At 55.4% G+C, this 24694-nt stretch carries 23 protein-coding genes; 15 read left to right on the top strand and 8 right to left on the bottom strand.

Features of this window, described 5'->3' with window-relative positions:
* Nucleotides 1-45: 45 nt before the first annotated feature.
* The 5 genes from ACR42C_RS07315 to mntR all read right to left on the bottom strand — a co-directional run bounded on the left by ACR42C_RS07315 (nucleotide 46) and on the right by mntR (nucleotide 5912).
* Nucleotides 46-1569 (bottom strand): efflux transporter outer membrane subunit, encoded by a 1524-nt coding sequence (locus ACR42C_RS07315; RefSeq protein WP_163330788.1) that lies wholly within the window; start codon nucleotides 1567-1569, stop codon nucleotides 46-48.
* On the bottom strand, nucleotides 1569-3140 hold the full coding sequence (locus ACR42C_RS07310) for a DHA2 family efflux MFS transporter permease subunit (RefSeq protein WP_028012453.1): 1572 nt from the start codon (nucleotides 3138-3140) through the stop codon (nucleotides 1569-1571). Before ACR42C_RS07310 ends, ACR42C_RS07315 begins: the two co-directional genes overlap by 1 nt.
* Entirely contained in the window at nucleotides 3137-4231 is a 1095-nt protein-coding gene (locus ACR42C_RS07305) for an HlyD family secretion protein (protein WP_316379989.1), read from the bottom strand. The genes ACR42C_RS07310 and ACR42C_RS07305 overlap by 4 nt, the downstream gene beginning before the upstream one ends.
* 101 nt (nucleotides 4232-4332) lie before the next feature.
* On the bottom strand, nucleotides 4333-5442 hold the full coding sequence (locus tag ACR42C_RS07300) for an anion transporter (RefSeq protein ID WP_163330786.1): 1110 nt from the start codon (nucleotides 5440-5442) through the stop codon (nucleotides 4333-4335).
* Complete coding sequence (mntR, locus tag ACR42C_RS07295; RefSeq protein WP_023335001.1) at nucleotides 5439-5912, bottom strand: manganese-binding transcriptional regulator MntR; 474 nt, start codon at nucleotides 5910-5912, stop codon at nucleotides 5439-5441. Before mntR ends, ACR42C_RS07300 begins: the two co-directional genes overlap by 4 nt.
* 183 nt (nucleotides 5913-6095) lie before the next feature.
* Here mntR and mntS point away from each other — a divergent pair, with 183 nt between their 5' ends.
* Together mntS and ACR42C_RS07285 are read left to right on the top strand one after the other, a co-directional pair.
* Nucleotides 6096-6224 (top strand): manganase accumulation protein MntS, encoded by a 129-nt coding sequence (gene mntS / locus ACR42C_RS07290; protein WP_014831181.1) that lies wholly within the window; start codon nucleotides 6096-6098, stop codon nucleotides 6222-6224.
* Nucleotides 6225-6493: 269 nt separating this feature from the next.
* Nucleotides 6494-8074 carry a phosphoethanolamine transferase gene (locus tag ACR42C_RS07285; protein ID WP_479984931.1) on the top strand — a complete coding sequence of 527 codons (1581 nt, stop codon included), beginning with the start codon at nucleotides 6494-6496 and terminating at the stop codon, nucleotides 8072-8074.
* A 550-nt stretch (nucleotides 8075-8624) separates the two neighbouring features.
* Here ACR42C_RS07285 and ompX read toward each other — a convergent pair.
* The gene (gene ompX / locus ACR42C_RS07280) at nucleotides 8625-9143 is read right to left on the bottom strand and encodes an outer membrane protein OmpX (protein ID WP_014883110.1); all 519 of its coding nucleotides are present in this window, start codon (nucleotides 9141-9143) and stop codon (nucleotides 8625-8627) included.
* A gap of 355 nt (nucleotides 9144-9498) precedes the next feature.
* Between ompX and rhtA the strand changes: the two genes are divergently transcribed.
* The 6 genes from rhtA (at nucleotide 9499) to ybiO (ending at nucleotide 16095) form a co-directional block, all read left to right on the top strand.
* On the top strand, nucleotides 9499-10386 hold the full coding sequence (gene rhtA, locus ACR42C_RS07275; protein ID WP_116343392.1) for a threonine/homoserine exporter RhtA: 888 nt from the start codon (nucleotides 9499-9501) through the stop codon (nucleotides 10384-10386).
* Nucleotides 10387-10685: 299 nt separating this feature from the next.
* Complete coding sequence (gene dps, locus ACR42C_RS07270; protein ID WP_008501171.1) at nucleotides 10686-11189, top strand: DNA starvation/stationary phase protection protein Dps; 504 nt, start codon at nucleotides 10686-10688, stop codon at nucleotides 11187-11189.
* A gap of 361 nt (nucleotides 11190-11550) precedes the next feature.
* Nucleotides 11551-12294, top strand: coding sequence for a glutamine ABC transporter substrate-binding protein GlnH (gene glnH, locus ACR42C_RS07265; protein WP_014831177.1), 744 nt, complete (start codon nucleotides 11551-11553; stop codon nucleotides 12292-12294).
* Nucleotides 12295-12378: 84 nt separating this feature from the next.
* On the top strand, nucleotides 12379-13038 hold the full coding sequence (glnP, locus tag ACR42C_RS07260; protein WP_003858462.1) for a glutamine ABC transporter permease GlnP: 660 nt from the start codon (nucleotides 12379-12381) through the stop codon (nucleotides 13036-13038).
* Nucleotides 13035-13757, top strand: a complete 723-nt coding sequence (gene glnQ, locus ACR42C_RS07255; protein ID WP_116343390.1) for a glutamine ABC transporter ATP-binding protein GlnQ — start codon at nucleotides 13035-13037, stop codon at nucleotides 13755-13757. Before glnP ends, glnQ begins: the two co-directional genes overlap by 4 nt.
* A gap of 124 nt (nucleotides 13758-13881) precedes the next feature.
* A complete protein-coding gene (gene ybiO / locus ACR42C_RS07250; protein ID WP_479984930.1) occupies nucleotides 13882-16095 on the top strand; it encodes a mechanosensitive channel protein in 2214 nt (737 codons plus the stop codon).
* A gap of 43 nt (nucleotides 16096-16138) precedes the next feature.
* On the opposite strand, the gene rlmF is transcribed toward ybiO, so the two are convergent.
* On the bottom strand, nucleotides 16139-17050 hold the full coding sequence (rlmF, locus tag ACR42C_RS07245; protein ID WP_163330783.1) for a 23S rRNA (adenine(1618)-N(6))-methyltransferase RlmF: 912 nt from the start codon (nucleotides 17048-17050) through the stop codon (nucleotides 16139-16141).
* 243 nt (nucleotides 17051-17293) lie between these two features.
* On the opposite strand from rlmF, the gene mcbA reads away from it, so the two are divergent.
* The 3 genes from mcbA to ybiJ all read left to right on the top strand — a co-directional run bounded on the left by mcbA (nucleotide 17294) and on the right by ybiJ (nucleotide 18495).
* Nucleotides 17294-17560: a DUF1471 family periplasmic protein McbA gene (mcbA, locus tag ACR42C_RS07240; protein ID WP_163330782.1), complete on the top strand. Its 267-nt coding sequence runs from the start codon at nucleotides 17294-17296 to the stop codon at nucleotides 17558-17560.
* Between the two features lie 121 nt (nucleotides 17561-17681).
* Entirely contained in the window at nucleotides 17682-17948 is a 267-nt protein-coding gene (locus tag ACR42C_RS07235) for a DksA/TraR family C4-type zinc finger protein (protein WP_116343387.1), read from the top strand.
* Nucleotides 17949-18234: 286 nt separating this feature from the next.
* On the top strand, nucleotides 18235-18495 hold the full coding sequence (gene ybiJ, locus ACR42C_RS07230; protein WP_014883102.1) for a DUF1471 family protein YbiJ: 261 nt from the start codon (nucleotides 18235-18237) through the stop codon (nucleotides 18493-18495).
* Nucleotides 18496-18610: 115 nt separating this feature from the next.
* Here the strand turns inward: ybiJ and ybiB are convergent, their stop codons facing one another.
* Nucleotides 18611-19573, bottom strand: coding sequence for a DNA-binding protein YbiB (ybiB, locus tag ACR42C_RS07225; RefSeq protein ID WP_479984929.1), 963 nt, complete (start codon nucleotides 19571-19573; stop codon nucleotides 18611-18613).
* A 256-nt stretch (nucleotides 19574-19829) separates the two neighbouring features.
* Between ybiB and ACR42C_RS07220 the strand changes: the two genes are divergently transcribed.
* The 4 genes from ACR42C_RS07220 (at nucleotide 19830) to ACR42C_RS07205 (ending at nucleotide 24690) form a co-directional block, all read left to right on the top strand.
* Nucleotides 19830-20366, top strand: coding sequence for a fimbrial protein (locus tag ACR42C_RS07220; protein ID WP_061098798.1), 537 nt, complete (start codon nucleotides 19830-19832; stop codon nucleotides 20364-20366).
* A gap of 69 nt (nucleotides 20367-20435) precedes the next feature.
* Complete coding sequence (locus ACR42C_RS07215; protein ID WP_116343385.1) at nucleotides 20436-21110, top strand: fimbrial biogenesis chaperone; 675 nt, start codon at nucleotides 20436-20438, stop codon at nucleotides 21108-21110.
* A gap of 24 nt (nucleotides 21111-21134) precedes the next feature.
* Entirely contained in the window at nucleotides 21135-23678 is a 2544-nt protein-coding gene (locus ACR42C_RS07210; RefSeq protein ID WP_479984928.1) for a fimbria/pilus outer membrane usher protein, read from the top strand.
* 22 nt (nucleotides 23679-23700) lie between these two features.
* A complete protein-coding gene (locus ACR42C_RS07205; protein WP_479984927.1) occupies nucleotides 23701-24690 on the top strand; it encodes a fimbrial protein in 990 nt (329 codons plus the stop codon).
* Nucleotides 24691-24694: the final 4 nt, after the last annotated feature.

Here is a 24694-nt window from a genome sequence, read left to right as displayed (position 1 = left end):
CGCGAATGTGGCGTTCCTGTCCGTTTCTTGCCCAATCCTCTGAATTTATCCGCGCGGGGCGTCACCAAAGACGCTGTAATCCGGGAGCTGCACCTGCTGATAGGGCTCCCAGCCGCCGCCGAGCGCCTTGTAGAGCGCCACCAGATCGAGCGCACTCTGCACCTGCGCCTGAGCGCGCTGCTGCTCGGCCTGCGCCAGCTGACGCTGGGCGTCCAGCACGTCAATAAAGCTGGCGATCCCCTGCCGGTAGCTGTCGCTCGCTAAATCAAAGGCGTTTTGCAGGGCGTCAATCGTTTTAGCGAGACCCGCTTCACGCTGCTGGTCGGTACGGTAACTTACCAGCGCGTTTTCGACATCCCCGAGCGCCGTCAGGACCGTCTGGCGATAATCCAGCACCGCCGCCCCCTGCTGCGCGCGCGCCACCTTAACGCTGGAGACCAACCGCCCGCCCTGGAAAATGGGAATGGAGACCTGCGGCCCAAAGCTGTAGAAGTGGCTGCTCCAGTCGGTCAGCCAGTTGCTTTCGCTGTTGCGCAGGCCAAACTGCCCGGAGAGCGTAAAGCTCGGGAAAAGCTCCGCCACCGAGACGCCGATTTGCGCCGTCGCGGCGTGAAGGTTCGCCTCCGCTTCGCGCACGTCCGGACGGCGGCGCGCCAGCGTGGACGGAATACCCGTTTGCACGATATCCGGCAGCGCGGGCATTGGCTGCACGCTTTGCAGTTCCGCATCCAGCGCTCCCGGCGGCTTGCCGAGCAGGATCGCCAGGCCGTTCATCGCCTGGCGCTCCTGCGCCTGATACTGCGGTAGCTGCGCTTCGAGGTTGCCCAGCTGCGCCCGGGCGTTTTCCACATCCATCTGCGGCGACAGCCCGCCCCGCTGGCGGCTTTCGGTCAGATCCAACGTCTGCTGGGCGCTTTTAATCTGGGTATTCAGGGTGGCAATAATGCTCTGCGCCCCGCGCAGCTGTAGCCACGCGCGCGCCACTTCGGCTTCCAGCGACACCAGCGCGTCATTACGCTGCTCTATAGCCGCCTTCTGCTGAGCCTCCGCCGCCTCCACCTGACGGCGCACCTTGCCCCACAGGTCGATTTCCCACTGGGCGTCGAAGCTGCCCTGGTAGAGGTTAATCGGCTGCGTCAGCGGCCCCAGCGCGCCTCTGAGTTCAGGATCGACATTATCCAGCTGGTCGTAAACGCCGTGGGATTTCAGCTCCCCTTCCAGCCCGAGCTGCTGGCGCGTCGCCTGCAGATTGCCGTTCACCGACGGGAAAAATGCCCCGCCCGCCTGGTTAATCTGTTCACGCGCCCCGGCGATGCGCAGCACCGTCTGCTGCAGGGTCAGGTTTCCGGCGATGGCGCGCTCAACCAGGCTGTCGAGCTGCGGCGAACCGAAGGTTTTCCACCAGCGGGGATTGGTCGCGGCGGAGGTGGTTTGCGATTTCACCGCGCTGTCGCCCTTATCGTTCCAGTGCGTAACGGCGGGCGGCGCAGGCTGCTGGTAGTCCGGCCCGACGGCGCAGCCCACCAGCAGCATCACTATCATCAGGGGGTGTAAACGTCTGTGTATCATCAATGTGCTCCTGCACTCCCCTCGCTCTTAACCGGCGAGAGCAACAAACAAAACGGAATCAGTAACAAGGCCACCGCGCTCAGGATGGTGAAGACGTCGATGTAGGCCAAAAAGCGCGATTGCTCGATCATCGTCTGGTACATCCTCCCGGTGGCTATTCCCGTAGGGTCACCCACCTGGGTGGTGAAGTTTTGAATAGCCTGCGCGCTCTCGCGTATCGCCAGCTGGAACTGCTCGTTGAACGGCGAGGCGTGGTACGCAAGGTGCGCGCTGTGCGCCTGCGCGCGCTCGGTGATGGCGGCCGTCGAGAGCGAAATCCCTATGGACCCCGCCACGTTGCGGAACATGGTAAACAGAGCCGCCGCATCGGCGTTGAGCCGCCTCGGTATCGAGATAAAGGCGATGGTGGTGAGCGGCACAAACAGGAACCCCAGACCTATCGACTGGGCGCTGCGGAACAGCACCAGCGTTTCGAAGTCGATATCCGGCGTCAGCGTGCGCGACCAGAAGAACGACACCGCCAGACAGGTAAAGCCAAAGGCGATGATCCAGCGCGTCTGCACCACCGGCATCAGCTTCAGCACCAGCGGGATGGTTAACACAATCAGCACCGCCCCGGGCGAGAGCACCAGCCCGGACCAGGTGGCGGTATAGCCCAGATCCTGCTGCGCCAGCTGCGGGATCACCACCGAGCTGCCGTAGAGGATCATCGCCATCCCCGCCATCAGCAGGCTGGAGATCGCGAAGTTGCGGTCCTTCATGCAGTGCAGATCCACCACTGGCTTTTTGGCATACATCAGCCAGTAGATTGCGCCGATAATGCCGACCAGCGTCAGCACCGCGAAGGTGCGGATAAAGTTCGAATAGAACCAGTCGTCATCCTCGCCCCGGTCGAGCATCACCTGCAAACAACCGAGACCAAGGGCGATCAGGCCGATCCCTGTCCAGTCAATTGTCAGCTTCTCTTTTGATTTGCTCTCCCACGGCGGATCTTCCAGCAACTGGTAGATCGCCAGCACCGTGACAATCCCCACCGGGATGTTGATAAAGAACACCCAGCGCCAGGAGTAGTTGTCAGTGATCCAGCCGCCCAGCGTCGGGCCGAGCACCGGCGCAACGATAATCGCGATCGAGGAAAGCCCGAACGCTTTGCCCCTGTCCTCCGGCTTGAAGTAGTCGAGCAGCACCGACTGCTGGGTGGGCTGTAGCCCACCGCCAAAGAAGCCCTGCATCACGCGGAACAGGATAATTTGCCACAGCTCGGTGGCAATGCCGCACAGGAACGAGCAGATGGTAAACATCACGATGCAGATCAGGAAGAACTGCTTGCGGCCAAACAGCCGGCTCAGGAACGCCGAGATGGGCAGCACGATGCCGTTCGCCACCAGGTAGCTGGTCAGCACCCAGGTGGATTCGTCATAGCTGGCCGAGAGCGACCCCGCAACGTGCGGCAGCGCGACGTTGACGATGGTGGTGTCCAGAATTTCCATAAACACCGCCAGGGTGACGACAATCGCCACCGCCCACGGATTGCTGGCGGGCTTCCAGTTATCGTGGCTGTGATCCGTCATTCCACGGTAACCTTCGGTTCAACCGACAGCCCCAGCGGCAGCGGCTTGTTTGGATCAAGACCTTTATCAATGACGATTTTTACCGGCACGCGCTGAACAATCTTCACAAAGTTACCGGTGGCGTTTTCCGACGGGAAGGCGGAGAAGCGCGAACCGCTGCCCTGCTGGATGCTGTCGATATGGCCCTCAAGTTCCATATCCGGCCAGGCATCCACGGAGACGCTGACCTTATCGCCGGGCTTCATGCGCTCAAGCTGGGACTCTTTAAAGTTCGCCACCACCCACACGTTCGGGGAAACCAGCGAGAACAGCGCGGTGCCCGCCTGCACCAGCGTGCCGGGCTGCACGTTGCGTTTGGTGACAAAGCCGTCGAACGGAGCGCGGACTTCGGTGTAAGAGAGGTTCAGGTTGGCGGTTTCCAGCTGCGCTTTGGCCTGATCGACCTGACGCTCGCGGGCTTCGACGTTGGTCTCCTGCTGTCGAATTTGCAGCTGAACCTGCTCCGCCACTTCCAGCTGCGCCTGGGCGCTGGCCAGACCAGCCTGGGCGCTGCGTAGCTGAGCATTCGCGGAATCAATACTTTGCTGGGTGGTCGCGCGCGGGTCGACGCCGCGCTGGCGACGGTACTCTGCCTGCGCGTTCGCCAGATCGGCCTGCGCTTTCAGCACCTGCGCTTTAGCTTCATCACGCTGGGCGGGATACTGCACTTTTGAGAGCGCCAGCTGCGCCTGGGCCTGATGGAGCTGCGCGATAGCCAGCCCAAGCTGCGCCTGAGCCTGATCGCGCTGCGCGGTGGTATCACGCGGATCGATGACTACCAGCAGGTCGCCCTTTTTCACACGCTGGTTATCGCGCACGCGCAGCTCGGTAACGTAGCCCGCCGTCTTGGGGGCAATCGTCACCACATCGCCGTCGGTAAAGGCGTCGTCGGTCGTCTCTTCGTTACGGGTTAAAAACCACCAGACCAGCGCCACAACGACCATTACCACCACGACAATGCCGAGGATAATTAACGGTTTCTTGCCCGGGCGCTTACGCTCATTATTGTTTCTGTCCTGCTCGTCAGCAGGCGGGTTTTGATCTTCAGCCATAGTTCAGCAACGGTCCTGTCAGTGAGCGGCATCACACTATGCCGTTCACTAAAGCTAGGACGTTGCTATACGTTTGCCAGGAAAAACTGACAAATTGCGCACTATATGAGAAGGAATAGTCCGAAACCGATCGCCGCAGCCCAGAGCAGCATCGGAATCGACCAGAGATGGAAGCGCCACCAGATGCGGCGGTCGTTGGCCATGCGCAGGGCGATCAGGTTTGCCAGGGAGCCGGGCAGCAGCCCAAACCCGCCAATGTTAACCGCCCAGGCCAGCAGCGTGTCCGGCGGAACGTAGTTGAGCAGCAGAATGGTGGCAGGCACGTTGCTGATAAACTGCGACAGGCCAATCGCCGTCAGCCACAGCCCCGGCTGCGACAAGCCGCTGACGCTGTGCAGAACGTTTTGCAGTACCGGAAGCTGGATAAGAAGATGCACATCAATAAACATCGCCATAAAGACCAGCAGCAGCGTCCAGTCCACGCTCACCAGCACGCGCCGTGCCAGTACGACAAAGCCCGCAGCGACGAGCAGGACGCCCGCCAGCTCGTACTTCAGCTCCAGGGCAAACAGAAAGACGATATACAGCCCGAGGCAGCTCCAGACCAGCCGCGGCTGCCACTGCGGGCCCGTGGTCCCGCTATGGTATTGCAGCTTTTTATCCGGAAACGCGAACCAGCACACTGCCAACAGCGACAGCATCATCACCAGCGCGAGAGGCGCCATCTGCCAGGTAAAGGCAGCGAACGACAGACCGGAACGTCCCCAGAGGAGGATATTTTGCGGGTTGCCGATAGGGGTCAACAGAGAACCCGCGTTAACGGCGAGCGCTTCAAAGATGATCAAGCGGCTGACCGGGATCTCGCACAGCTTACGCAGCGTGAGCGTGAGGGGCACGATGATAAACAGCGCCACGTCGTTGGTCAGAAACGTTGACAATACCGCAGCGGAGAACACCATAAACAGGGCCAGCCTGCGCTCGGTGGCAAAACGGCGCACCATTTTACGGCCCAGCACGTCAAAATAGCCGCTCAGCTCGACCCCTTTGGTCAGCATCATTAACCCGCTCAGGGTAATGATGGTGCGCCAGTCAATCGCCGCAGACCAGGCCTGTGGCGCAAACGGCACAAACAGGCTTAACGCTGCGCCAATAATTAATAAGAGATGGAAGAAACGATCGCGTGACAGGGCCTGCAGTCCAGGGATTTTCATTCAGCGGAGGGACCATATTTAAGGGTAAACTCACGAAACTTCACCAGCGTCTCTTCGCTAACGTGGTGTTCCATTCCTTCCGCATCCCGGCGGGCAATTTCCGGGCTGACGCCCAGCACCAGCAAAAAATTCTCGACAAGCTGGTGACGCTCGCGGCTCTCCTGCGCAAGCTTCTCCCCTTCCGGCGTCAGAAACACGCCGCGCCAGGGGATCATTTCAATAAGGCCCACCGAGGCCAGACGTTTTAACATTTTCGCGACCGTCGGCTGCGAAACCCCCAGCCTGGCGGCCATATCAACCTGACGCGCTTCCCCGACCTCGCGGATCAGATCGGAAATCAGCTCAACATAATCATCAATTAGTTCACGCCGGTGCGCCTCACGGACCTGGCGAAAACCTTCGACATGTTCTTCAACATTCACCAGTTGCGTCGTTTTCCTCATTGTTGGCTTACCTGCACGACGGTTCATTGTACTTCCTCAGTGGGGTGACGCTTCCAGCGCCCGGTATCGAGAGCGCACATTGTAAACCATAGCTCTGCAAGCACAAAAAATTAACGAAATAGCCATAGCTATACAATATAGCCTGTGCTATATCTGTATGTAATGCAGTCACCCTTCACGGATCGAAGGGATCAAAAATCAGGAGGTCTTATGAACGAATTCAAGAGGTGTATGACCGTGTTTACCCACTCTCCTTTTAAAGTGCGCTTAATGCTGTTGAACATGCTGTGCGATATGTTTAACAACAAACCGCATCAGGACGACAAACCTTCCCACTAAGCGGCGTTGCGGTACGCCGCTTCATTTTTCTGTCACATTTCCGCTGTAAACTGACCAATTCCCGATTATTTTTGCGGATTTGCAGCCCCCTTCGCAAAACATCTGTTTAGCAACTGTTGACCTTAATTCACGCTCGCACTATCTTCTTGCAGCCCTGCACAATTTGCGGCTCGCTGAAGCGGACCTCTCATTCCCTTTCCACGCACTGTCCGGCAGGCTTTGACCCTTGGCGCCAGGGTGAGCACATGGCGTTTTTGTGATAGTGACCTATGAATGTAACCCTGATAGATACCATCGTTACCCGCAGCCGGTTAAGCCCGTGGACGGGATTTTACTTTTTGCAGTCGCTGCTGATTAACTTTGCGCTCGGCTATCCCTTCAGCCTGCTTTATGCGGTGGCTTTCACCTGTGTGCTCCACGTACTGTGGAGGAGTGCCCCGCGCGTGCAGAAAGCGTTTGTGGGGGTCTGTTCGCTGGTTGCTGCGATGTATTTCCCGTTTGGTCAGGCCTACGGCTCGCCAAACTTTAATACCCTGCTGGCGCTGCACTCGACCAACATGGAAGAGTCGACGGAGATCCTGACGATCTTCCCGTGGTACAGCTACGTGGTAGGGTTATTCATCTTCGCGTTGGGCGTTATCGCCATCCGCCGTCGGTCGGGCGAGAAAAAATCCTGGGGTAAAATCGAAATACTCTGTCTGGTCTTCAGCCTTGCCGTGGCGTTCGTCGCCCCCATCCAGAATATTCCCTGGGACGGTAAGCTAAGGCTCATCAATATCGGCTATCCGGTTTTCCGCTTCGTTAAAGACGTCGTTGTCAACAATAAAGAGGTTCTCGACGAGCAGGCGCGCATGGCTGAACTTTCCAATATGAAAGACACCTGGAACGTGCTGGCGGTTAAGCCGAAATATCATACCTACGTGGTGGTGATTGGCGAGAGCGCACGTCGCGACGCACTGGGTGCCTTCGGCGGGCACTGGAATAACACGCCGTTTGCCAGCTCGGTCAACGGCACCCTGTTTACCGATTATGTTGCGGCCAGCGGCTCGACGCAGAAATCGCTTGGCCTGACGCTGAACCGCGTGGTGGATGGCAAACCTCAGTATCAGGATAATTTTGTTACGCTGGCCAACCGCGCCGGTTTTCAGACCTGGTGGTTCTCCAATCAGGGGCAAATTGGCGAATACGACACGGCCATCGCCAGTATTGCTAAGCGTGCTGACGAAGTGCAGTTCCTGAAGAGCGGCGACTTTGAAGCCGACAAAAACACCAAAGACGAGGCGCTGCTGAAGATGACGGCGCAGGTCTTTGCTACCCCGCGCACCCAGCCTCAGCTGATTGTTCTCCACCTGATGGGATCGCACCCGCAGGCCTGCGATCGCACTGGCGGGAAATACGCAGAGTTTGTGCAGTCAAAAGAGACCTCTTGTTATCTCTACACCATGACGCAAACTGACGATCTTCTCAGCAAGCTGTATGATCAGCTGCGCAACACGGGCGAAAGCTTCTCTGTGGTCTATTTCTCGGATCACGGGCTGGCGTTTAAAGAGCGTGGCAAAGAAGTCCAGTATCTGGCGCACGACGACCAGTTCCAGCAGAACTTCCAGGTGCCGTTTATGGTGCTGTCGAGTGATGATAAAACGCATCGCGTCATTAAAGCGCGGCGCTCGGCGAATGATTTCCTGCAGTTCTTCTCACAGTGGACGGGGATTAAGGCCAAAGAGATAAAAAATAGTTACCCGTTTATCTCCAACAAGAAAGCGCCCCCAGTGTACGTTACCAACTTCAAGTTACAGAAAGTTGACTACAACCATCTGGGTACGGATATTTTTGATATTAAGAGTAAGTAGTTTCTGCCGTCTCGTGCGGTCTGATGCCCTCACCCTGGCCCTTTCCCACAGGGCTGAGGGATCCCCACAAAATAATGTTTGCATGGACGCCCCCCTCTCCCTTGAGGGAGAGGGCTGGGGTGAGGGGAACTTACGGCTCCGGTGGTCATTCCGTTCACTTTATGTTCCTTGCTACTCTGTAAGGACATGACCGGTGAACGTGCCAGGGCGGCTCAATCGCCACCGCCCTGGCGACCCGGGCTCCCGGCGGTAAATCGCCGCTTCGCGGTGCCCTCAGCTTATTCCTTCAGGCTATCGGGTCGGGCATGAGCCTGCATCCCTGCAGGCCACGCCCTCTCGGCGCATCCGTGCGCCTCGCCCCGGCCTTACGGAAACGCTTCGGCGATTTACAGCCGGACCAGGGCGTCGCTGAAAACCTTAAATCGTTCTGAAACAACCTTATTGCTTCTGCTTAAAAATTACTGGGGATTCCTCAGCCCGCAGGGAGAGGGAAAAGGCAAAAAAAAAATCCGCCACATTGGGCGGATTTTTTATTTCATCACCGGAGTGATTAGAAGCGGTAACCTACGCCCGCGATCCAGGTGCCAACGTCAACGTTGCGGATACGGCTCTGCTCATAGGAGAAGTCCAGAGCCACGTCCTGGATTGGGTTGAACTGCAGGCCTGCGCCATAGGAGAAGCCGTAGTCGCTGGTGCTTGCAGTGCGGTTCAGACCCTGGTTTTCGGTCTGCTGGAATTTACCGTAGCCAACACCTACAACACCGTAGATGCTTGCCCAGTCGTTCAGACGGTAAGCTGGACCAGCGGTGATACCGTAGTACTGGCCTTTGTTGTATGCGCCGTTTTCAGTACGATCTTTCTCGGTGTAGGTGAAAGAACCGATCACGCCCAGCGGGTTGTTATCCTGCTCGTAACGATACTTCAGGTTGAAACCGTTGGTTTTGTTCATCACGCCCTGCATATCGCTCTGAGCGTAACCACCGGTTACAGTAGAAGTAGCAGCTACAGCGGTACCTGCGGAAACAGCCAGTACAGCGGCCAGTGCTGAAAGACATGCAATTTTTTTCATAACCACCTCAAATGTGCTTCAAGTAAGTCCGTAAGTTTTAAATATATCAAAAAAATTTGCGAAACTCTTTGTGATTCGTGATGTCTAATGAGGCCTTTCCTGTAACAGAACGTTTCCAACATCAGCTAACTCTTTCAAATCACATGCGATTTTTCCTACTAAACGCCCATATTGCGCGTCTGCGCCGTTACATTCATCCAGATTATTCCTAATCTTTCAGGCGATAAATCCACCAGCGCTTAACCATTTTACGGATTTCACGGGCCTTTTTTTTCAACAGAGTCTCAACCGTAGCTGTATATTTCCTTTACACTGCAACCTTTACTCCATTTGACATTAGCTGACAGGAGAAAGGATGCCTGGGTTATCCCGCACGTCGTCGGTCTGGTTGCCGGTAGCCGTCATACTCATTGCCATGTTGTCTATCCAAAGCGGTGCCTCGCTGGCAAAATCGCTTTTTCCTCTGGTGGGTGCCCCCGGGGTGACGGCCCTGCGTATCGTGCTGGGCACGGCGATACTGGTGGTCATTTTCAAACCCTGGCGTCTGCGCTTCAAAAAAGAGCAGCGTCTCCCCCTGCTTTTTTATGGTCTCTCCCTCGGGGCAATGAACTATATGTTCTACCTCTCCATCCAGACCATTCCGCTCGGGATCGCCGTCGCGCTGGAGTTTACCGGCCCGCTGGCGGTGGCGCTTTTCTCCTCCCGTCGTCCGGTGGATTTTATCTGGGTCGTGCTGGCCGTTCTGGGCTTATGGTTCCTGCTGCCGCTCGGCCAGAATGTCTCTGAGATTGATCTCACGGGCGCAGCGCTGGCTCTGGGAGCAGGGGCCTGCTGGGCTGTCTATATCCTCACCGGGCAGCGCGCGGGTGAAGAACATGGCCCGGCAACGGTTGCCCTGGGTTCCGTGATTGCGGCTATCGTTTTTGTGCCGATCGGTATGGCGCAGGCCACGGAGTCTATCTGGCAATGGTCAGTCATGCCCATCGGGCTGGCGGTCGCTGTTCTTTCAACGGCTCTCCCCTATTCTCTGGAGATGATCGCCCTGACGCGTCTGCCGACGCGCATATTTGGCACCCTGATGAGCATGGAGCCCGCCCTTGCGGCGATCTCCGGGATGGTGTTCCTGGGCGAAACGCTGACGTTTACCCAGACGCTGGCGCTCTGCTCAATTATCGCGGCGTCAATGGGTTCAACGCTCACCATGCGCCCGGAGCCCAAAGTAGAGAAAATCGACATCAGCTAATGCCATATATTCTGCATGGCTTCACGGCCATGCAGAATAAAGGCCAGAAATTCATACGTTATAATTTCTTACATACCTGGTCATATTATCGAAATATCCTTTCCCACCTGTTCCCCTTCCGGTGAATTAAGATTGATCTGTATCAATTTCAAAATTACCCATTCATTTCAAGCAATTAAATTATCAAACTCCTTCTTACTATTAAACCGATAGGCACAGCCAGACCGCAGAGAAAAAATCCGGTGCTATACTTAGTTCCGTAATTACCTGGGACATAAACATCAAGAGGATATGAGATTATGAGTACCGCTAAACTGGTGAAAACGAAAGCGTCTAATCTGCTTTATACCCGTAACGATGTATCGGATAGCGACAAAAAGGCGACCATTGAGTTGCTGAATCGCCAGGTGATCCAGTTCATCGATCTTTCGCTGATCACCAAACAGGCCCACTGGAATATGCGCGGTGCAAACTTTATTGCCGTTCATGAAATGCTGGATGGCTTCCGCACAGCACTGGTGACACACCTCGATACGATGGCTGAACGTGCCGTACAGCTGGGTGGTGTCGCGCTTGGGACCACGCAGGTGATCAACAGCAAAACGCCACTGAAAAGCTACCCGCTGGATATTCATACCGTTCAGGATCACCTGAAAGAGCTGGCGGACCGCTACGCGATTGTGGCCAATGACGTGCGCAAAGCGATTAGCGAAGCCAAAGATGAAGATACCGCAGACATCTTCACCGCCGCGTCCCGCGACCTGGATCAGTTCCTGTGGTTTATCGAATCTAACATCGAATAATTCATACGACTTTTCTATCAAACCCTCGCCTCTGGTGAGGGTTTTGCACATCTATGGTGCACAGTTTTTGCCTGATACGGTGCAAAAGTGAAGAAATTGTAATAATCACCTCACACAACCGTTAATGGAAGATTGTTTTTTCGTCAGAATTTACGCTAAATATCTCCCCGTCAGTTGACCCAAACGAAGTGCACCAAAACGGTGCTCCATCCTGGTGCAACACGACATCATTGCCACGTTTTTTGTGCAATGCATGACTCCATCCCCTTTGCAAAACAACAGCTTGAAAAGTTGGCACGATTTTTTCATTGTGCCAGTCGTTCTCGCAGGGGATCGCCCCGTGGATATAAAAGGAAATGCTATGAAGTCTGTATTAAAAGTTTCACTGGCTGCACTTACCCTGGCTTTTGCGGTGTCCTCTCAGGCTGCCGACAAACTGGTTGTGGCGACCGACACGGCGTTCGTTCCGTTTGAATTTAAGCAGGGTGATAAATACGTTGGTTTTGATGTTGATCTGTGGGCCGCTATCGCCAAAGAACTCAAACTGGACTACACCCTGAAGCCAATGGACTTCAGCGGCATCATCCCGGCACTGCAAACCAAAAACGTCGATCTGGCGCTGGCGGGTATCACCATTACCGAAGAACGTAAAAAAGCGATCGACTTCTCTGACGGCTACTACAAGAGCGGCCTGCTGGTGATGGTCAAAGCGGATAACAACGACGTTAAAAGCGTGAAAGACCTCGACGGCAAAGTGGTCGCGGTGAAGAGCGGTACCGGTTCTGTGGATTACGCGAAAGCGAACATTAAAACCAAAGACCTGCGTCAGTTCCCGAACATCGACAACGCGTACATGGAACTCGGCACCAACCGTGCTGACGCTGTTCTGCACGATACGCCAAACATCCTGTACTTCATCAAAACGGCAGGTAACGGCAAGTTCAAAGCCGTGGGTGACTCTCTGGAAGCTCAGCAGTACGGTATCGCGTTCCCGAAAGGCAGCGACGATCTGCGCACGAAAGTTAACGGCGCGCTGAAGACACTGAAAGAGAACGGCACCTACAACGAGATCTACAAAAAATGGTTCGGTACCGAGCCTAAATAATAAGACGTAAAAACGACGTTCACTCAGGGGCGGCCTTTCGCCCCTGCTATTTTTGAAACACGGTAACAGTAACAGGAAATTATCATGCAGTTTGACTGGAGCGCCATCTGGCCTGCCATTCCACTCTTGCTTGAAGGCGCTAAAATGACCCTGTGGATTTCGGTCCTCGGTCTGGTTGGCGGGTTGATTATCGGTCTTGTCGCCGGTTTCGCCCGCACCTACGGTGGCTGGATTGCAAACCACATCGCGCTGGTTTTCATCGAAGTGATCCGCGGCACGCCTATTGTTGTGCAGGTCATGTTCATCTACTTCGCCCTGCCCATGGCGTTCACCGACCTGCGCATCGACCCGTTCAGCGCAGCCGTCGTGACCATTATGATCAACTCAGGCGCCTACATTGCGGAAATCACCCGCGGTGCGGTTCTGTCGATTCATAAAGGTTTCAGCGAAGCGGGTCTGGCGTTAGGTCTTTCTCGTCGCGAAACGATCCGCCACGTTATTCTCCCGCTGGCGCTGCGCCGCATGCTGCCACCGCTGGGTAACCAGTGGATCATCAGTATTAAAGATACGTCGCTGTTCATCGTTATCGGCGTGGCCGAACTGACCCGTCAGGGCCAGGAAATTATTGCAGGCAACTTCCGCGCGCTGGAAATCTGGAGTGCGGTCGCCGTTGTCTACCTGATCATTACGCTGGTTCTAAGCTTCGTTCTGCGTCGTCTTGAAAGAAGGATGAAAATCCTGTGATTGAATTTAAAAACGTTTCCAAGCACTTTGGCCCAACCCAGGTGCTGCACAATATCGATCTGAACATCAAGCAGGGTGAAGTGGTGGTGATTATCGGGCCATCCGGCTCCGGTAAATCCACCCTGCTGCGCTGCATTAACAAGCTGGAAGAGATCACCAGCGGCGATCTGATCGTTGACGGTCTGAAGGTGAACGACCCGAAAGTGGACGAGCGTCTGATTCGCCAGGAAGCGGGCATGGTGTTCCAGCAGTTCTACCTGTTCCCGCACCTGACGGCGCTGGAAAACGTAATGTTTGGCCCACTGCGCGTGCGCGGTGCCAACAAAGCGGCAGCGGAAGCGCTGGCAAAAGATCTGCTGGCGAAGGTTGGCCTGGCGGAGCGTGCGCACCACTACCCTTCCGAGCTTTCCGGCGGCCAGCAGCAGCGCGTGGCAATTGCGCGCGCGCTGGCGGTGAAACCGAAGATGATGCTGTTTGATGAGCCGACGTCCGCACTCGACCCGGAGCTGCGCCACGAGGTGCTGAAAGTCATGCAGGATCTGGCGGAAGAAGGGATGACCATGGTTATCGTGACCCACGAAATCGGCTTTGCTGAGAAAGTGGCCTCCCGCCTGATCTTCATCGATAAAGGCCGTATCGCGGAAGACGGTAACCCGCAGGCGCTGATCGCGAATCCGCCGAGCCAGCGTTTACAGGAGTTCCTGCAGCACGTCTCCTGATCCCTCGCTTTACACCAAGCCGGGCTTGCCCGGCTTTTTTACGCCAGATTGTTCCCAAAAACGCCCCTCCTCCCCTCGCCCTCTATACTTATCATTTTGCACGATATTTTTGTCGGAGGACGCCGTGCCCTGGATCCTGCTGCTGTTGATAAGCCTGTTTAGTGCGCCATCGCTCGCCGTGGCGATACCCGGTGTCACCACCGGAGCGACCGCGACCCAGCAAAGTTCTCCTCCTCCGGAACCGGATGCTGAACAAAAAAAAGCGGCTTACAGCGCGCTTGCCGACGTTCTTGAAAACGACGCCTCCCGAAAGGAACTCATCGAGCAGCTGCGCAAAGCCGCCGCCACGCCGCCGCAGGAAACCGTTCCGACCCTCACCCCGCCGCAGGTGGAGGAACAAAAAACGGTGCTGGAAAACGTCACCGACGTGAGCCGCCGTTACGGTGAAGCGCTTTCCGCGAGCTTTGCCCAGCTCTACCGCAACCTGATGGGATCCCAGCACAAGGCGTTTAACCCGCAAACCTTTACCGCCGCCGCCACCCAATTTTTGATGCTGGCCGCGGCCGTGTTTATTTTTTACTGGCTGGTGCGCCTGTGCGCCTGGCCGCTGTACCGCAGGATGGGCCACTGGGGGCGGAAAAAGAACCAGCATAGAAACAGCTGGCTGCACCTCCCCGCTATGGTTGCCGGAGCGTTTATCATCGATTTACTGCTGCTGGCATTAACGCTGTTTGTCGGTCAGGTGCTGGCGGATCGCCTAAATACAGGCAACAAAACCATTGCCTTCCAGCAGGCGCTCTTCCTGAATGCGTTTGCGCTCATCGAATTTTTTAAAGCGGTGCTGCGCGTCATCTTTTGCCCGCGCGTGCCTGAGCTTCGCCCTTTCAATATCAGCGACGACAGCGCGAAATACTGGGCCGTGCGGCTAAGCGTCCTCAGCGGCCTGATAGGCTACGGCCTGCTGGTTGCCGTGCCGATTATCTCCAACCAGGTTAACGTGCAGTTTGGCGCACTGGCGAACGTGCTGATCATGCTCTGTATAACCGTCTGGTCTCTGTACCTTATCTTTCACAATAAAAAGGCGATCACCGAGAGTCTGCTGCATCTGGCCGACCGCTCCCTCTCCTTCTTCAGCCTGTTTATTCGCGCCTTCGCGCTGGTGTGGCACTGGCTGGCAAGCGCGTACTTTATTGTGCTGTGCTTCTTCTCGCTGTTTGACCCGGGCAATAGCCTGAAATTTATGATGGGGGCGACGTTCAAAAGCCTGGCGATTATCGGCGTTGCGGCCTTTGTGTCGGGGCTATTATCGCGCTGGATCTCGAAAACCATCACCCTGTCGCCGCAGGTACAGCGTAATTACCCGGAACTGCAAAAACGGGTGAACGGCTGGATGTCGGTCTCGCTCAAGGTGGCGCGCATTCTGACCGTCTGCGTGGCGATCATGCTGCTGCTGAACGCGTGGAGCCTGTTTGATTTCTGGAACTGGCTACATAACGGCGCAGGCGAGAAGACCGTCGATATTTTAATTCGTATTGCGTTGATATTATTTTTCTCCGCCGTCGGCTGGACGCTGCTGGCAAGCCTTATCGAGAACCGTCTGGTCTCCGATATTCACGGCAGACCGCTCCCCAGCGCCCGCGCGCGGACGCTGTTGACCCTGTTCCGTAATGCGCTGGCGGTGATCATCAGCACCATCACCATCATGATCGTGCTGTCGGAAATCGGCGTGAATATCGCCCCGCTGCTGGCAGGTGCCGGCGCGCTGGGGCTGGCGATCTCTTTCGGTTCGCAAACGCTGGTGAAGGATATTATTACCGGCATCTTTATCCAGTTTGAGAACGGGATGAACACGGGCGATCTGGTGACCATCGGGCCGTTGACCGGCACCGTTGAGCGCATGTCGATTCGCTCGGTAGGCGTGCGTCAGGATACCGGGGCGTACCACATCATTCCGTGGTCATCGATCACCACCTTCGCCAACTTTGTGCGCGGCATTGGCTCCGTTGTGGCGAACTACGACGTGGATCGTCACGAGGATGCGGATAAAGCGAAGCAGGCGCTGCGGGATGCGGTGGAAGAGCTGATGCAGATGGAAGATATTCGCGGGCTGGTGATTGGCGAGCCGTCGTTTGCCGGCATCGTCGGGCTGACGAACACGGCATTTACCCTGCGCGTGTCGTTCACCACCCAGCCGCTGAAGCAGTGGACGGTGCGCTTTGCCCTCGACAGCATGGTGAAGAAGCACTTCGATCTGGCGAACGTGAGAACGCCGGTGCAGACGTATCAGGTATTGTCGCCGCCCGCCTCGCCGCTCCCTCCGCAGGAGCCGACGCTGTAACCCTATTGCCCGGTAGCGCTGCGCTTACCGGGCCTGTGGGTACTTACTTCCGACGTTTGTTATCGTCCATAAATGACCAGGCGATAAAGCGGCTCTGCTTCTGGCCCTGCGCCATCTCTTTTTTCACCACTTTTACGGCGCCCGCTTCGGTCAGCGCGCGGTAGAGCGGCGGCAGGTTATCCCCGCGGGAAACCAGCGTCGTGAACCACTTCACCTGACGGCCAAACTGTTTGCTTTCCGCAATCATCCGCAGGATAAACGCTACTTCACCGCCCTCGCACCACAACTCCTGCTGCTGACCGCCGAAGTTCAGCGCGGCGTCTTCCGCCTGACCGAGGTTGCGGCGTTTACGCTCGCTGCCCGCGCGGGCCGCTGCCGCCGAATCATGAAACGGCGGGTTGCACATTGTGGCGTCATAGCTTTCATTTTTGTGAATAATGCCGTTGAAGATAGCTGCAGCATCTTTCTGACGACGCAGACGAATAGCGCGGCTCAGGCCGGAATTGGCGCTGACGATCGCCTGCGCGCTGGCAAAGGCCTCGGCCCCGATTTCGCTCCCGGTAAAGCGCCAGTGATACTCATGCACGCCAATCAGCGGGTAAATCAGGTTTGCCCCGGTACCAATATCCAGGATGGAAGCCTGCTGCGGGATCGCGCCGTCACGGTCTTCGGCGAGAAGATCGGCAAGGTGATGAACGTAATCAGCGCGGCCCGGAACGGGAGGACAGAGAAAGCCTTCCGGGATATCCCAGTGCGCCACACCGTAAAAATGCGCCAGCAGCGCTTTGTTCAGCGTTTTCACCGCCTGCGGGTCGGCAAAGTTGACAGACGGCTCACCCGCTGGGGTCTGGACAATGTAGTCCTGCAGCGCAGGGCAGCTTTGGCACAGGGCGTTCATGTCGTAGCGACTGCGGTGGCGGTTTCGTGGGTGCAATCCCGGCTTTTGGGAAGTCATGGCATTCTCCTTTAAACAGCGGCGTAAGATACCCTGTGCTGGCCCAACGGTAAATCTTTCTCTGCGGCGCTTAAAAAAACACCGTAAATCAAACACCTCTACGTCTATGATCTGTCAGTGAATTGTCAGTTTTTATCGTTCAAAAAATAAGCAGATCATCATCAAATATTTGCGCTAAGTCACACTCGTCAGGCTTCTAAACTTAGAGGGAATCACCTGTTGTTTCCTCATGAGGATGTGATTATGAAAAAGTACCTGACCCTTGCTGTTATCGCCGGCGTCCTGGCGACCGCTTCATTTTCTGCAATGGCCGTCCAGTCGCTGACCGAGAGTAACGATACCAGCCAGTTGCGTCCGGCGGGCACCGTCTCGGTAAGCCGCGCAAGTAATCTGGACGATCTGCAAAATAAACTGGCCGAGAAAGCCCGCCAGGAAGGTGCCAAAGGCTTCGTGGTTAACTCCGCAGGCGGAGATAACCATATGTACGGCACTGCGACCATCTATAAATAATTTCCCTCTCTATAAAACTGCATCTGCCTGCCGGATGCAGTTCGCTTCCCCCTTCACCTTGATTGTTCATTTTTTAACCCCATATTAAAAGCAGGGTATAAACCAATTTCAGGAGGATGCTATGGCTTCCGGCTGGGCGAATGACGACGCCGTTAACGAACAGATCAACAGTACGATTGAAGATGCGGTTGCGCGCGCTCGCGGTGAGATTCCGCGCGGTGAAAGTTTAAAGGAGTGCGAAGAGTGTGGAGAGCCGATTCCGGAGGCGCGGCGTAAAGCCATCCCCGGCGTAAGGTTATGCATCACCTGCCAGCAGGATAAAGATTCAAAAAATGCTTCACATCCAGGTTATAATCGCAGAGGATCGAAAGACAGCCAGCTACGTTGACTTTCCTTTACCTAAGTTAACCGCGAGGGAACTTACCTTTACGCTCACGAAATTTAGCGAACCGCGTAGCAAAATGTGCCCTTCATCTCTCTTCTGTAAAGCGCACTAACAAGAAATGTAAAGCGCAACTTCGATTTAATTAATAATCAATAAGTTATTTGTCATTCAATTTTTTTGATTGACCACCTCAATTCTCTTCGATTTTATCTCACCGAAAAAAACGTGATACTTATCACATCGACGGAACATCGTCCCCTTAACAGAAAACACCTGCGAGAGATTAATTATGAAAACCATTAAATATGCTGTAGCTGCTGTTGCCCTGTCCGCTCTGTCTTTTGGCGCATTCGCCGTAGAGCCAGTTTCATCCACTCAGGCTCAGAGCATGAATAAAATCGGTGTGGTGAGTGCAGAAGGCGCAACCACGCTGGACGGTCTGGAAGCCAAGCTGGCTGAGAAAGCGGCGGCTGCCGGTGCAAGCGGATATACCATCACCTCCGCTAACACCAATAACAAACTGAGCGGTACTGCGGTTATCTACAAATAATCGCCTGAATGAATGCTGTACCCTCGCCAAACCCTCTGGTGAGCTGCTCCAACCCTCATTGACCCTGTTGTTACCCTTGTTTGCCCGTCCGCCACTGGACGGGCTTTTTTTTTGCCTAAAACGCCGCTTCAACGCGTTTCAGACCGGCCTCGACCGTGTCAGTTTCCCCGGTTGCCAGCAGGCAGCAGGCCATTTGCAGCTTAATGGCATGCGGCACAGGCACATTTCCGGCAAGGCACTGTTCAATCCAGCGCGCGGTGGTGAGCGGATCTTTCGCCTCGGGGAGAATGACTCCCGTATTCTCTTCCCCACGCTCCAGAACCGCACGCGTACCGGCAGAATCGATCAGCATCAGCTGAGGGCAGCGCAGTGGATTGGCATAAACTTCACCTTCCGTGCCGTGCATCAGCAGCGCCCTGCCGCCAATCTCCTCAAAAAATGTCCCAACACGCCCCACGTATTCCGGGTGTGAGACGCTGGAAAGGCGCAATGCGGCGTCTTCAGCAAACGGCGTCGCCAGCTTCGCCAGGGTATGCGCGCTGTTACGCACGCCCATTCGCCAGCGCATATCAAGCTGCTTTTCCAGCGGCGGACACAGAGCACCAACGGGGATGTAAACCGGTTCATGACCCTCCAGCTTTGCCTGCGCCTGGCCCGCATGACGCGTGGGTTCAATCCCCAGCATGCCAAAAATGGTCTCCGTCAGCACGCGCGTCGGATCTTCGCTGACCCCGTGTACCACCACCGGGAACCCCAGCTTATGTAATAAGATCGCCAGCAGCGGGGTCAGGTTTGCCTGCTTGCGCGCGCCGTTATAGCTGGGGATTACGATCGGCATCGGTTTTGCCACCGGCGGCGTTAAGCGCAGCGTTTGCGCCTGCATCGCCTCGTAAAAGCCGCGCATCTCCGCTTCGCCCTCGCCTTTAATACGTAGCGCAATCAGGATGCCGCCCATTTCCAGGTCCGGTACCTCTCCATTGAGCATACGGGTATACAGGGCGCGAGCGGTCTCATGGTCCAGATCGCGGGCGTGGTTTTTGCCCCGGCCTACCTCTTTGATAATCTTGCGATAATCCACGACATCTCTCCTGAAAATATCATCTTGTTAACAATATAGCCCCGTTGAACGTCTGGACGTTAGTTTTTTTCGACACAATCAACGTTTTGTTTTTATGGCGAAAAATGAAACTCAAGCATTATTTCAATTATTTGTGATTTCTGCAGAAGATTCTTAACGCATCAATATTTGTTTAAATAACCAGCGGAAAGTCATTAAGGGTCAACGGTGAAAACGTCCAGGCAACGCTATCACCAGAAACATACCAGGATTTGTTATGAACAAGGTTGCTTTAGGTTTAATTATCGCCGCAACGATAGGATGTTCTGCATCCGCATTTGCGACAACAAACGGTGAAGGTCAGATCAATTTCACCGGTGAAATTATCGATTCTGCTTGTCAGGTCGTGAATGGGTTGAGTAACCCATTAAATGTTCAGCTGGGCAAAGTGTCTAAAACGGTATTTACCGGCGCAGGCTCTACCAGCACATTGACGAAGTTTGATATTCAGTTAACGAACTGCCCGGAAACGGTCACCTCCGCTGCGATTAACTTCGGCGGTACGCCGGATGCGAATAACAACGCCACGCTGGCCTTAACGCCAGATACCGATGCAGCTACAGGTGTCGCTATTCAGCTGGTTGACGCGTCAGAGCAGCCGGTCACCCTGTATACACCGTCTCAGCAATATCCATTAGCCTCCGGCACGGCGGTTAACGATCTGGAGTTCGGCGCACGCTATATCCAAACCGGCGCTGCGATTACCGCAGGCCCTGCTAACTCTGTATCGACCTTCACCGTTATTTATAACTGATCTTATCAATCCTGAGATATTAATGCTTTTGCGGGCATTAATATCTCATCTATTTATTGAGAAATCTTTATGCGCCACGGTTATTTACTGAGCACTCTTTTACTGGTAGCCGCCACTGCACATGCAGGTGTCGTTATTAATGGCACCCGTCTGGTCTATCAGGGAGATAAAAAGGAATCATCTCTTGGTCTTTCAAATCCAGATGCGACGGATTATCTGGTGCAGTCCTGGGTTGATTCCGGCGGTAAAAACCTGGCCAAAGCCCCGTTCCTGATCACCCCGCCGCTTTTCCGTCTGGATGCGAAAGAAGATAACGTTCTGCGCGTGGTGCGTACGGGCGGAAATTTACCGGAAGACAGGGAATCCCTGTACTGGTTGAACATTAAAGCGATCCCTTCCTCAAAGCACGTTGAGGGGGTAAACACGCTGCAAATCGCCATTAACACCCGCATTAAATTGCTCTATCGCCCGTCCGCGGTAAAAGGCAGACCAGAAGATGTGGCCGATAAACTTGAATGGCGCCGCGAAGGTAACGATCTGGTCGTGAATAACCCAACGCCGTTCTATATGAATTTCCAGACCGTTACGTTGAATGGTCAGAAAATCACTAAAGCCACCTGGGCCGTCCCGAAAACGGAAACGCATTTTGCTTTACCTGGCAATGTCGGGGGCACGAACTTAACGTATTCCATTATTACTGATTACGGCAGCATCAGCCATACCTGGTCGAAATCCGTTCATTAATACTTCCCCGGTAATAAAATAATCATGTACAGCGATAAAAAGCCGTTCACCTGCCGATTTTCGTCATTGCTGGTCATTCTCTGTGGCCTGGCAATGGCGATCTTTGCGCAGCAGGTTATGGCTGATGATTATTTTAACCCGGCCCTGCTGGATATTGATAATCCCCAGCAGGGGAAAACCGATTTGTCCGTCTATGAAAAAGGCCCTGGCCAGGCGCCGGGTAAATATCAGGTCGCGGTATTTATCAATAACAATAAAATTGATACCCGCGATGTCACCTTCACTCTGCAAAAAGACGCTCAGGGTAACAGCACGCTGCAACCTTGCTTCACCCTGGACGATTTAAAAAGCCTCGGCATCAAAACGAAAAAATATCCGCAGCTGATGGCCAAAGGCCAGTGCGCCGATTTACACGCCATCCCTGCAGCATCCGCAACTTTCCGCGTTCGTAACCAGCAGCTGCTGCTGAGCATTCCCCAGTCGGCGCTCGGTCAGGTACCTCGCGGTTACATTGACCCAAAAGAATTTGACGAAGGGATCAACGCAGGCCTGCTTAACTACAGCGCCAATGCCAGCCAAAGCCATGCGCGCCAGCAGGGTGAACAGGATAACAGCAGCCAGTACGTTAACCTGCGTCCTGGCTTGAACATTGGCGCGTGGCGCGTTCGCAACTATTCCACCTGGAATCGCAGTACCACGGGTAAGGAGGAGGAACAGAAATTCACCTCCGTTTATACCTACGCGCAGCGCGATATTGTGGCGATGAAAAGCGACCTCACCGTCGGCCAGAGTTCCTCCCCATCCGACGTGTTTGACAGCGTCCCCTACACCGGCGTGGAGTTGAAATCCGACAACGACATGCTGCCGGACAGTGAAAAAGGCTACGCCCCCATTATTCGCGGCACCGCCCACAGTAACGCGCTGGTAGTGGTACGCCAGAACGGATACATCATTTATCAGAACACGGTCGCACCGGGCGCGTTCGAAATTAACGATCTCTACCCCACCGGCAGCAGCGGCGATCTTCAGGTCACCGTGAAAGAGACCGACGGCAGCGAAAGCCATTTCGTCGTGCCGTTTGCCTCCGTGCCGGTATTGCAGCGTGAAAAAAACCTGCGCTACAGCGTGACCGCCGGACGCTATCGTTCTTATGACAAAGACGTGGAGAAGACCCCGTTTGCCCAGGGCAGCGCCATCTACGGTTTACCCTACGGCTTTACCGCCTACGGCGGCGTGCAGCAGAGTAGCCATTATCAGTCTCAGGCGGCTGGCGTCGGGAAAAACATGGGCGATTTAGGGGCGTTCTCCATTGACGTCACCCGCGCCAAAGCCCTGTTGAAAAAACAGCAGGCCAGCAAAGGCCAGTCGTGGCGCGTGCGCTACAGCAAAGATATCGCCCGCTCGGGCACCAACTTCTCGCTGGCCGGCTACCGCTACAACAGCAAAGGGTTTTACACCCTCGAAGACACCATGGAGTCGTATACCCGCTCTGACGACTGGTCTGCACCGCAGCAGCGCCGCGCCCGAACCGAAGCCACCATCGACCAGACGCTGCCGGAAGGCTGGGGATCCGTCACCCTGAGCATGGTGAAAGAAACGTACTGGAGCCAGAGCCAGAACATGACCTCCATGAGTGTCAGCTACAACAACAGCTGGCACGGCGTGAGCTACAGCCTCAGCTACAGCATGAATAAAAACACCAGCGACAGCGATGAAGACGGTAATGAGGTAACGAACGACAATCAGTTCTCGCTGAGCGTCTCCGTGCCGCTGGACCACTGGATGCATAACACCTGGGCCACCTACAACCTGAACAACACCAAAGACGGCACGACGCAGAACATCGGCCTGAACGGCACGGCGCTGAAGGAAGACAACCTTAACTGGAACATTCAGGAAGGGTTGAGCAGCACCGGCAGCGGTAACTCCGCCAGCGTCAATGCCGACTACAAAGCGACCTATGGTGAAGTGAGCGCGGGGGTCAGTCAGGACAAATATCAGCAGACCGTGAACGTCGGTTTGCAGGGCGGCGTCATTGCCCATGCTAACGGGGTAACCCTGAGCCAGCCGCTCGGTGAGACCATCGCGCTGGTGAAAGCGCCGGGCACGCACGGAACCCATATCACTAACCAGACGGGCGTTGAGACCGACTTCCGCGGCTACACCGTCGTGCCGTTTGTTACCGCGTATCGCCATAACACCATCGCGCTGGATACCGAAACGCTGCCGGACAACGCCGACGTCACCCACGCGGCGCAGATCGTGACCCCAACCCGCGGGGCCGTGGTGCGCGCCAGCTTTAATACCCGCGTGGGTAACCGCGTCCTGATGACGTTGACACAAAACGGTAAGCCGCTGCCCTTCGGTGCAACGGTAACCACGGACGATAAGGACAGCGAGTTTATTGTCGGTAACGACGGGCAGACCTATCTCTCTGGTCTGCCACAGCAAGGGCATCTCAACGTTTCCTGGGGACAGGAGGCGAGCGAGCACTGCGTCGCTGACTATGCGCTAACGGATGAGAAAGAGAAAACCAGCATCATTAACGCTGCCGCGCAGTGTCACTGATCCACCGTTCAGGCTAACGACTATGCAACTGATTAAACAATGCTTTTTCTTACTGGTTCTGGGAACCGCCGCGTTATTTATGCCGCATGCAAGGGCAACCTGTACGACGCCGGACCTGCCGAAAATGATCAACGTGGCTTCTATCTCCGTTCCGACCACGCTGGCCGTTGGCGAAACGATCCCGGGTACAGAGCAGATCGCCCATATAGCCGGTTATTGTGACAATTCGGAAGATAACGGGCTGGAAATTGTCTCTTGTTACTACGGCACCGGTTCTGAGATCCCTGGCCTGAAAGGAGTCTACGATTCGGGCGTCCCCGGCGTCGGCGTGGCGCTGATGAACGATCGTGGGCAGCGCATCAGCGGAGCCGGAGGGGTTAACTGCATTTCTACGGGAACGCCGGTGGGTTATGTTTCCAGCGATGGCAAACAGACCTTTAATTTCGACGTCACGCTGGAGTTGGTCAAAACCAGCGATACCGTCGCGTCAGGCACGCTGAATCAAAGTCAGACCCGCTTTGGCATCGGGGTTTATCACCACGAAGGGCTGGGCGATCCCAACACCATCTCCTATGCGGGCAACGTTATTCTGAAAGAGGTCACCTGCTCCGTCCTGCCGAAAAATCTCACCGTTAATCTGGGGGACTTCCCGGTCAGCGATTTCGTCAGCGTGGGGATGCTCTCTTCCCCGGCACAAAACTTTGACGTTACGGTGAACTGCAACAGCACCGTACAACCTGAGGTGAAAATAACCAGCGCAAACGGCTATGAAACGGCGTTTGAAGGGGTGCTAAAACTCACACAGCAGCCCGGCGCGGCAACAGGCGTCGGCGTAAGAATGCTGTTCGACGACAATATCGCCACCTTTGATACCTACGTTAACACCCGAAGCGAAGCCATCGCCAACGAAACGCTGACCATACCGTTTGAGGTGCGCTACGAGCAGGTCAGCGACGTGGTCACCCCCGGCCCGGCCAATACCGTTGCCACCATCACGCTTGCCTATAAGTGACCGA

The sequence above is a fragment of the Enterobacter sp. MG-EB028 genome (assembly GCF_056673305.1).
This window is presented reverse-complemented; position numbering and strand designations above follow the sequence as displayed.

Bases quoted from the DNA above. Each gene is read 5' to 3' on its own strand.
- ACR42C_RS07310 (WP_028012453.1), bottom strand. From the start codon at position 3,140: ATGACGGATCACAGCCACGATAACTGGAAGCCCGCCAGCAATCCGTGG.
- ACR42C_RS07285 (WP_479984931.1), top strand. From the start codon at position 6,494: ATGAATGTAACCCTGATAGATACCATCGTTACCCGCAGCCGGTTAAGC.
- ACR42C_RS07205 (WP_479984927.1), top strand. From the start codon at position 23,701: ATGCAACTGATTAAACAATGCTTTTTCTTACTGGTTCTGGGAACCGCC.
- mntR (WP_023335001.1), bottom strand. From the start codon at position 5,912: ATGAACCGTCGTGCAGGTAAGCCAACAATGAGGAAAACGACGCAACTG.
- ompX (WP_014883110.1), bottom strand. From the start codon at position 9,143: ATGAAAAAAATTGCATGTCTTTCAGCACTGGCCGCTGTACTGGCTGTT.
- dps (WP_008501171.1), top strand. From the start codon at position 10,686: ATGAGTACCGCTAAACTGGTGAAAACGAAAGCGTCTAATCTGCTTTAT.
- rhtA (WP_116343392.1), top strand. From the start codon at position 9,499: ATGCCTGGGTTATCCCGCACGTCGTCGGTCTGGTTGCCGGTAGCCGTC.
- ACR42C_RS07215 (WP_116343385.1), top strand. From the start codon at position 20,436: ATGCGCCACGGTTATTTACTGAGCACTCTTTTACTGGTAGCCGCCACT.
- ACR42C_RS07300 (WP_163330786.1), bottom strand. From the start codon at position 5,442: ATGAAAATCCCTGGACTGCAGGCCCTGTCACGCGATCGTTTCTTCCAT.
- mcbA (WP_163330782.1), top strand. From the start codon at position 17,294: ATGAAAAAGTACCTGACCCTTGCTGTTATCGCCGGCGTCCTGGCGACC.
- ACR42C_RS07210 (WP_479984928.1), top strand. From the start codon at position 21,135: ATGTACAGCGATAAAAAGCCGTTCACCTGCCGATTTTCGTCATTGCTG.
- glnH (WP_014831177.1), top strand. From the start codon at position 11,551: ATGAAGTCTGTATTAAAAGTTTCACTGGCTGCACTTACCCTGGCTTTT.
- ACR42C_RS07305 (WP_316379989.1), bottom strand. From the start codon at position 4,231: ATGGCTGAAGATCAAAACCCGCCTGCTGACGAGCAGGACAGAAACAAT.
- ACR42C_RS07235 (WP_116343387.1), top strand. From the start codon at position 17,682: ATGGCTTCCGGCTGGGCGAATGACGACGCCGTTAACGAACAGATCAAC.
- ybiJ (WP_014883102.1), top strand. From the start codon at position 18,235: ATGAAAACCATTAAATATGCTGTAGCTGCTGTTGCCCTGTCCGCTCTG.
- ACR42C_RS07315 (WP_163330788.1), bottom strand. From the start codon at position 1,569: ATGATACACAGACGTTTACACCCCCTGATGATAGTGATGCTGCTGGTG.
- mntS (WP_014831181.1), top strand. From the start codon at position 6,096: ATGAACGAATTCAAGAGGTGTATGACCGTGTTTACCCACTCTCCTTTT.
- glnP (WP_003858462.1), top strand. From the start codon at position 12,379: ATGCAGTTTGACTGGAGCGCCATCTGGCCTGCCATTCCACTCTTGCTT.
- rlmF (WP_163330783.1), bottom strand. From the start codon at position 17,050: ATGACTTCCCAAAAGCCGGGATTGCACCCACGAAACCGCCACCGCAGT.
- ACR42C_RS07220 (WP_061098798.1), top strand. From the start codon at position 19,830: ATGAACAAGGTTGCTTTAGGTTTAATTATCGCCGCAACGATAGGATGT.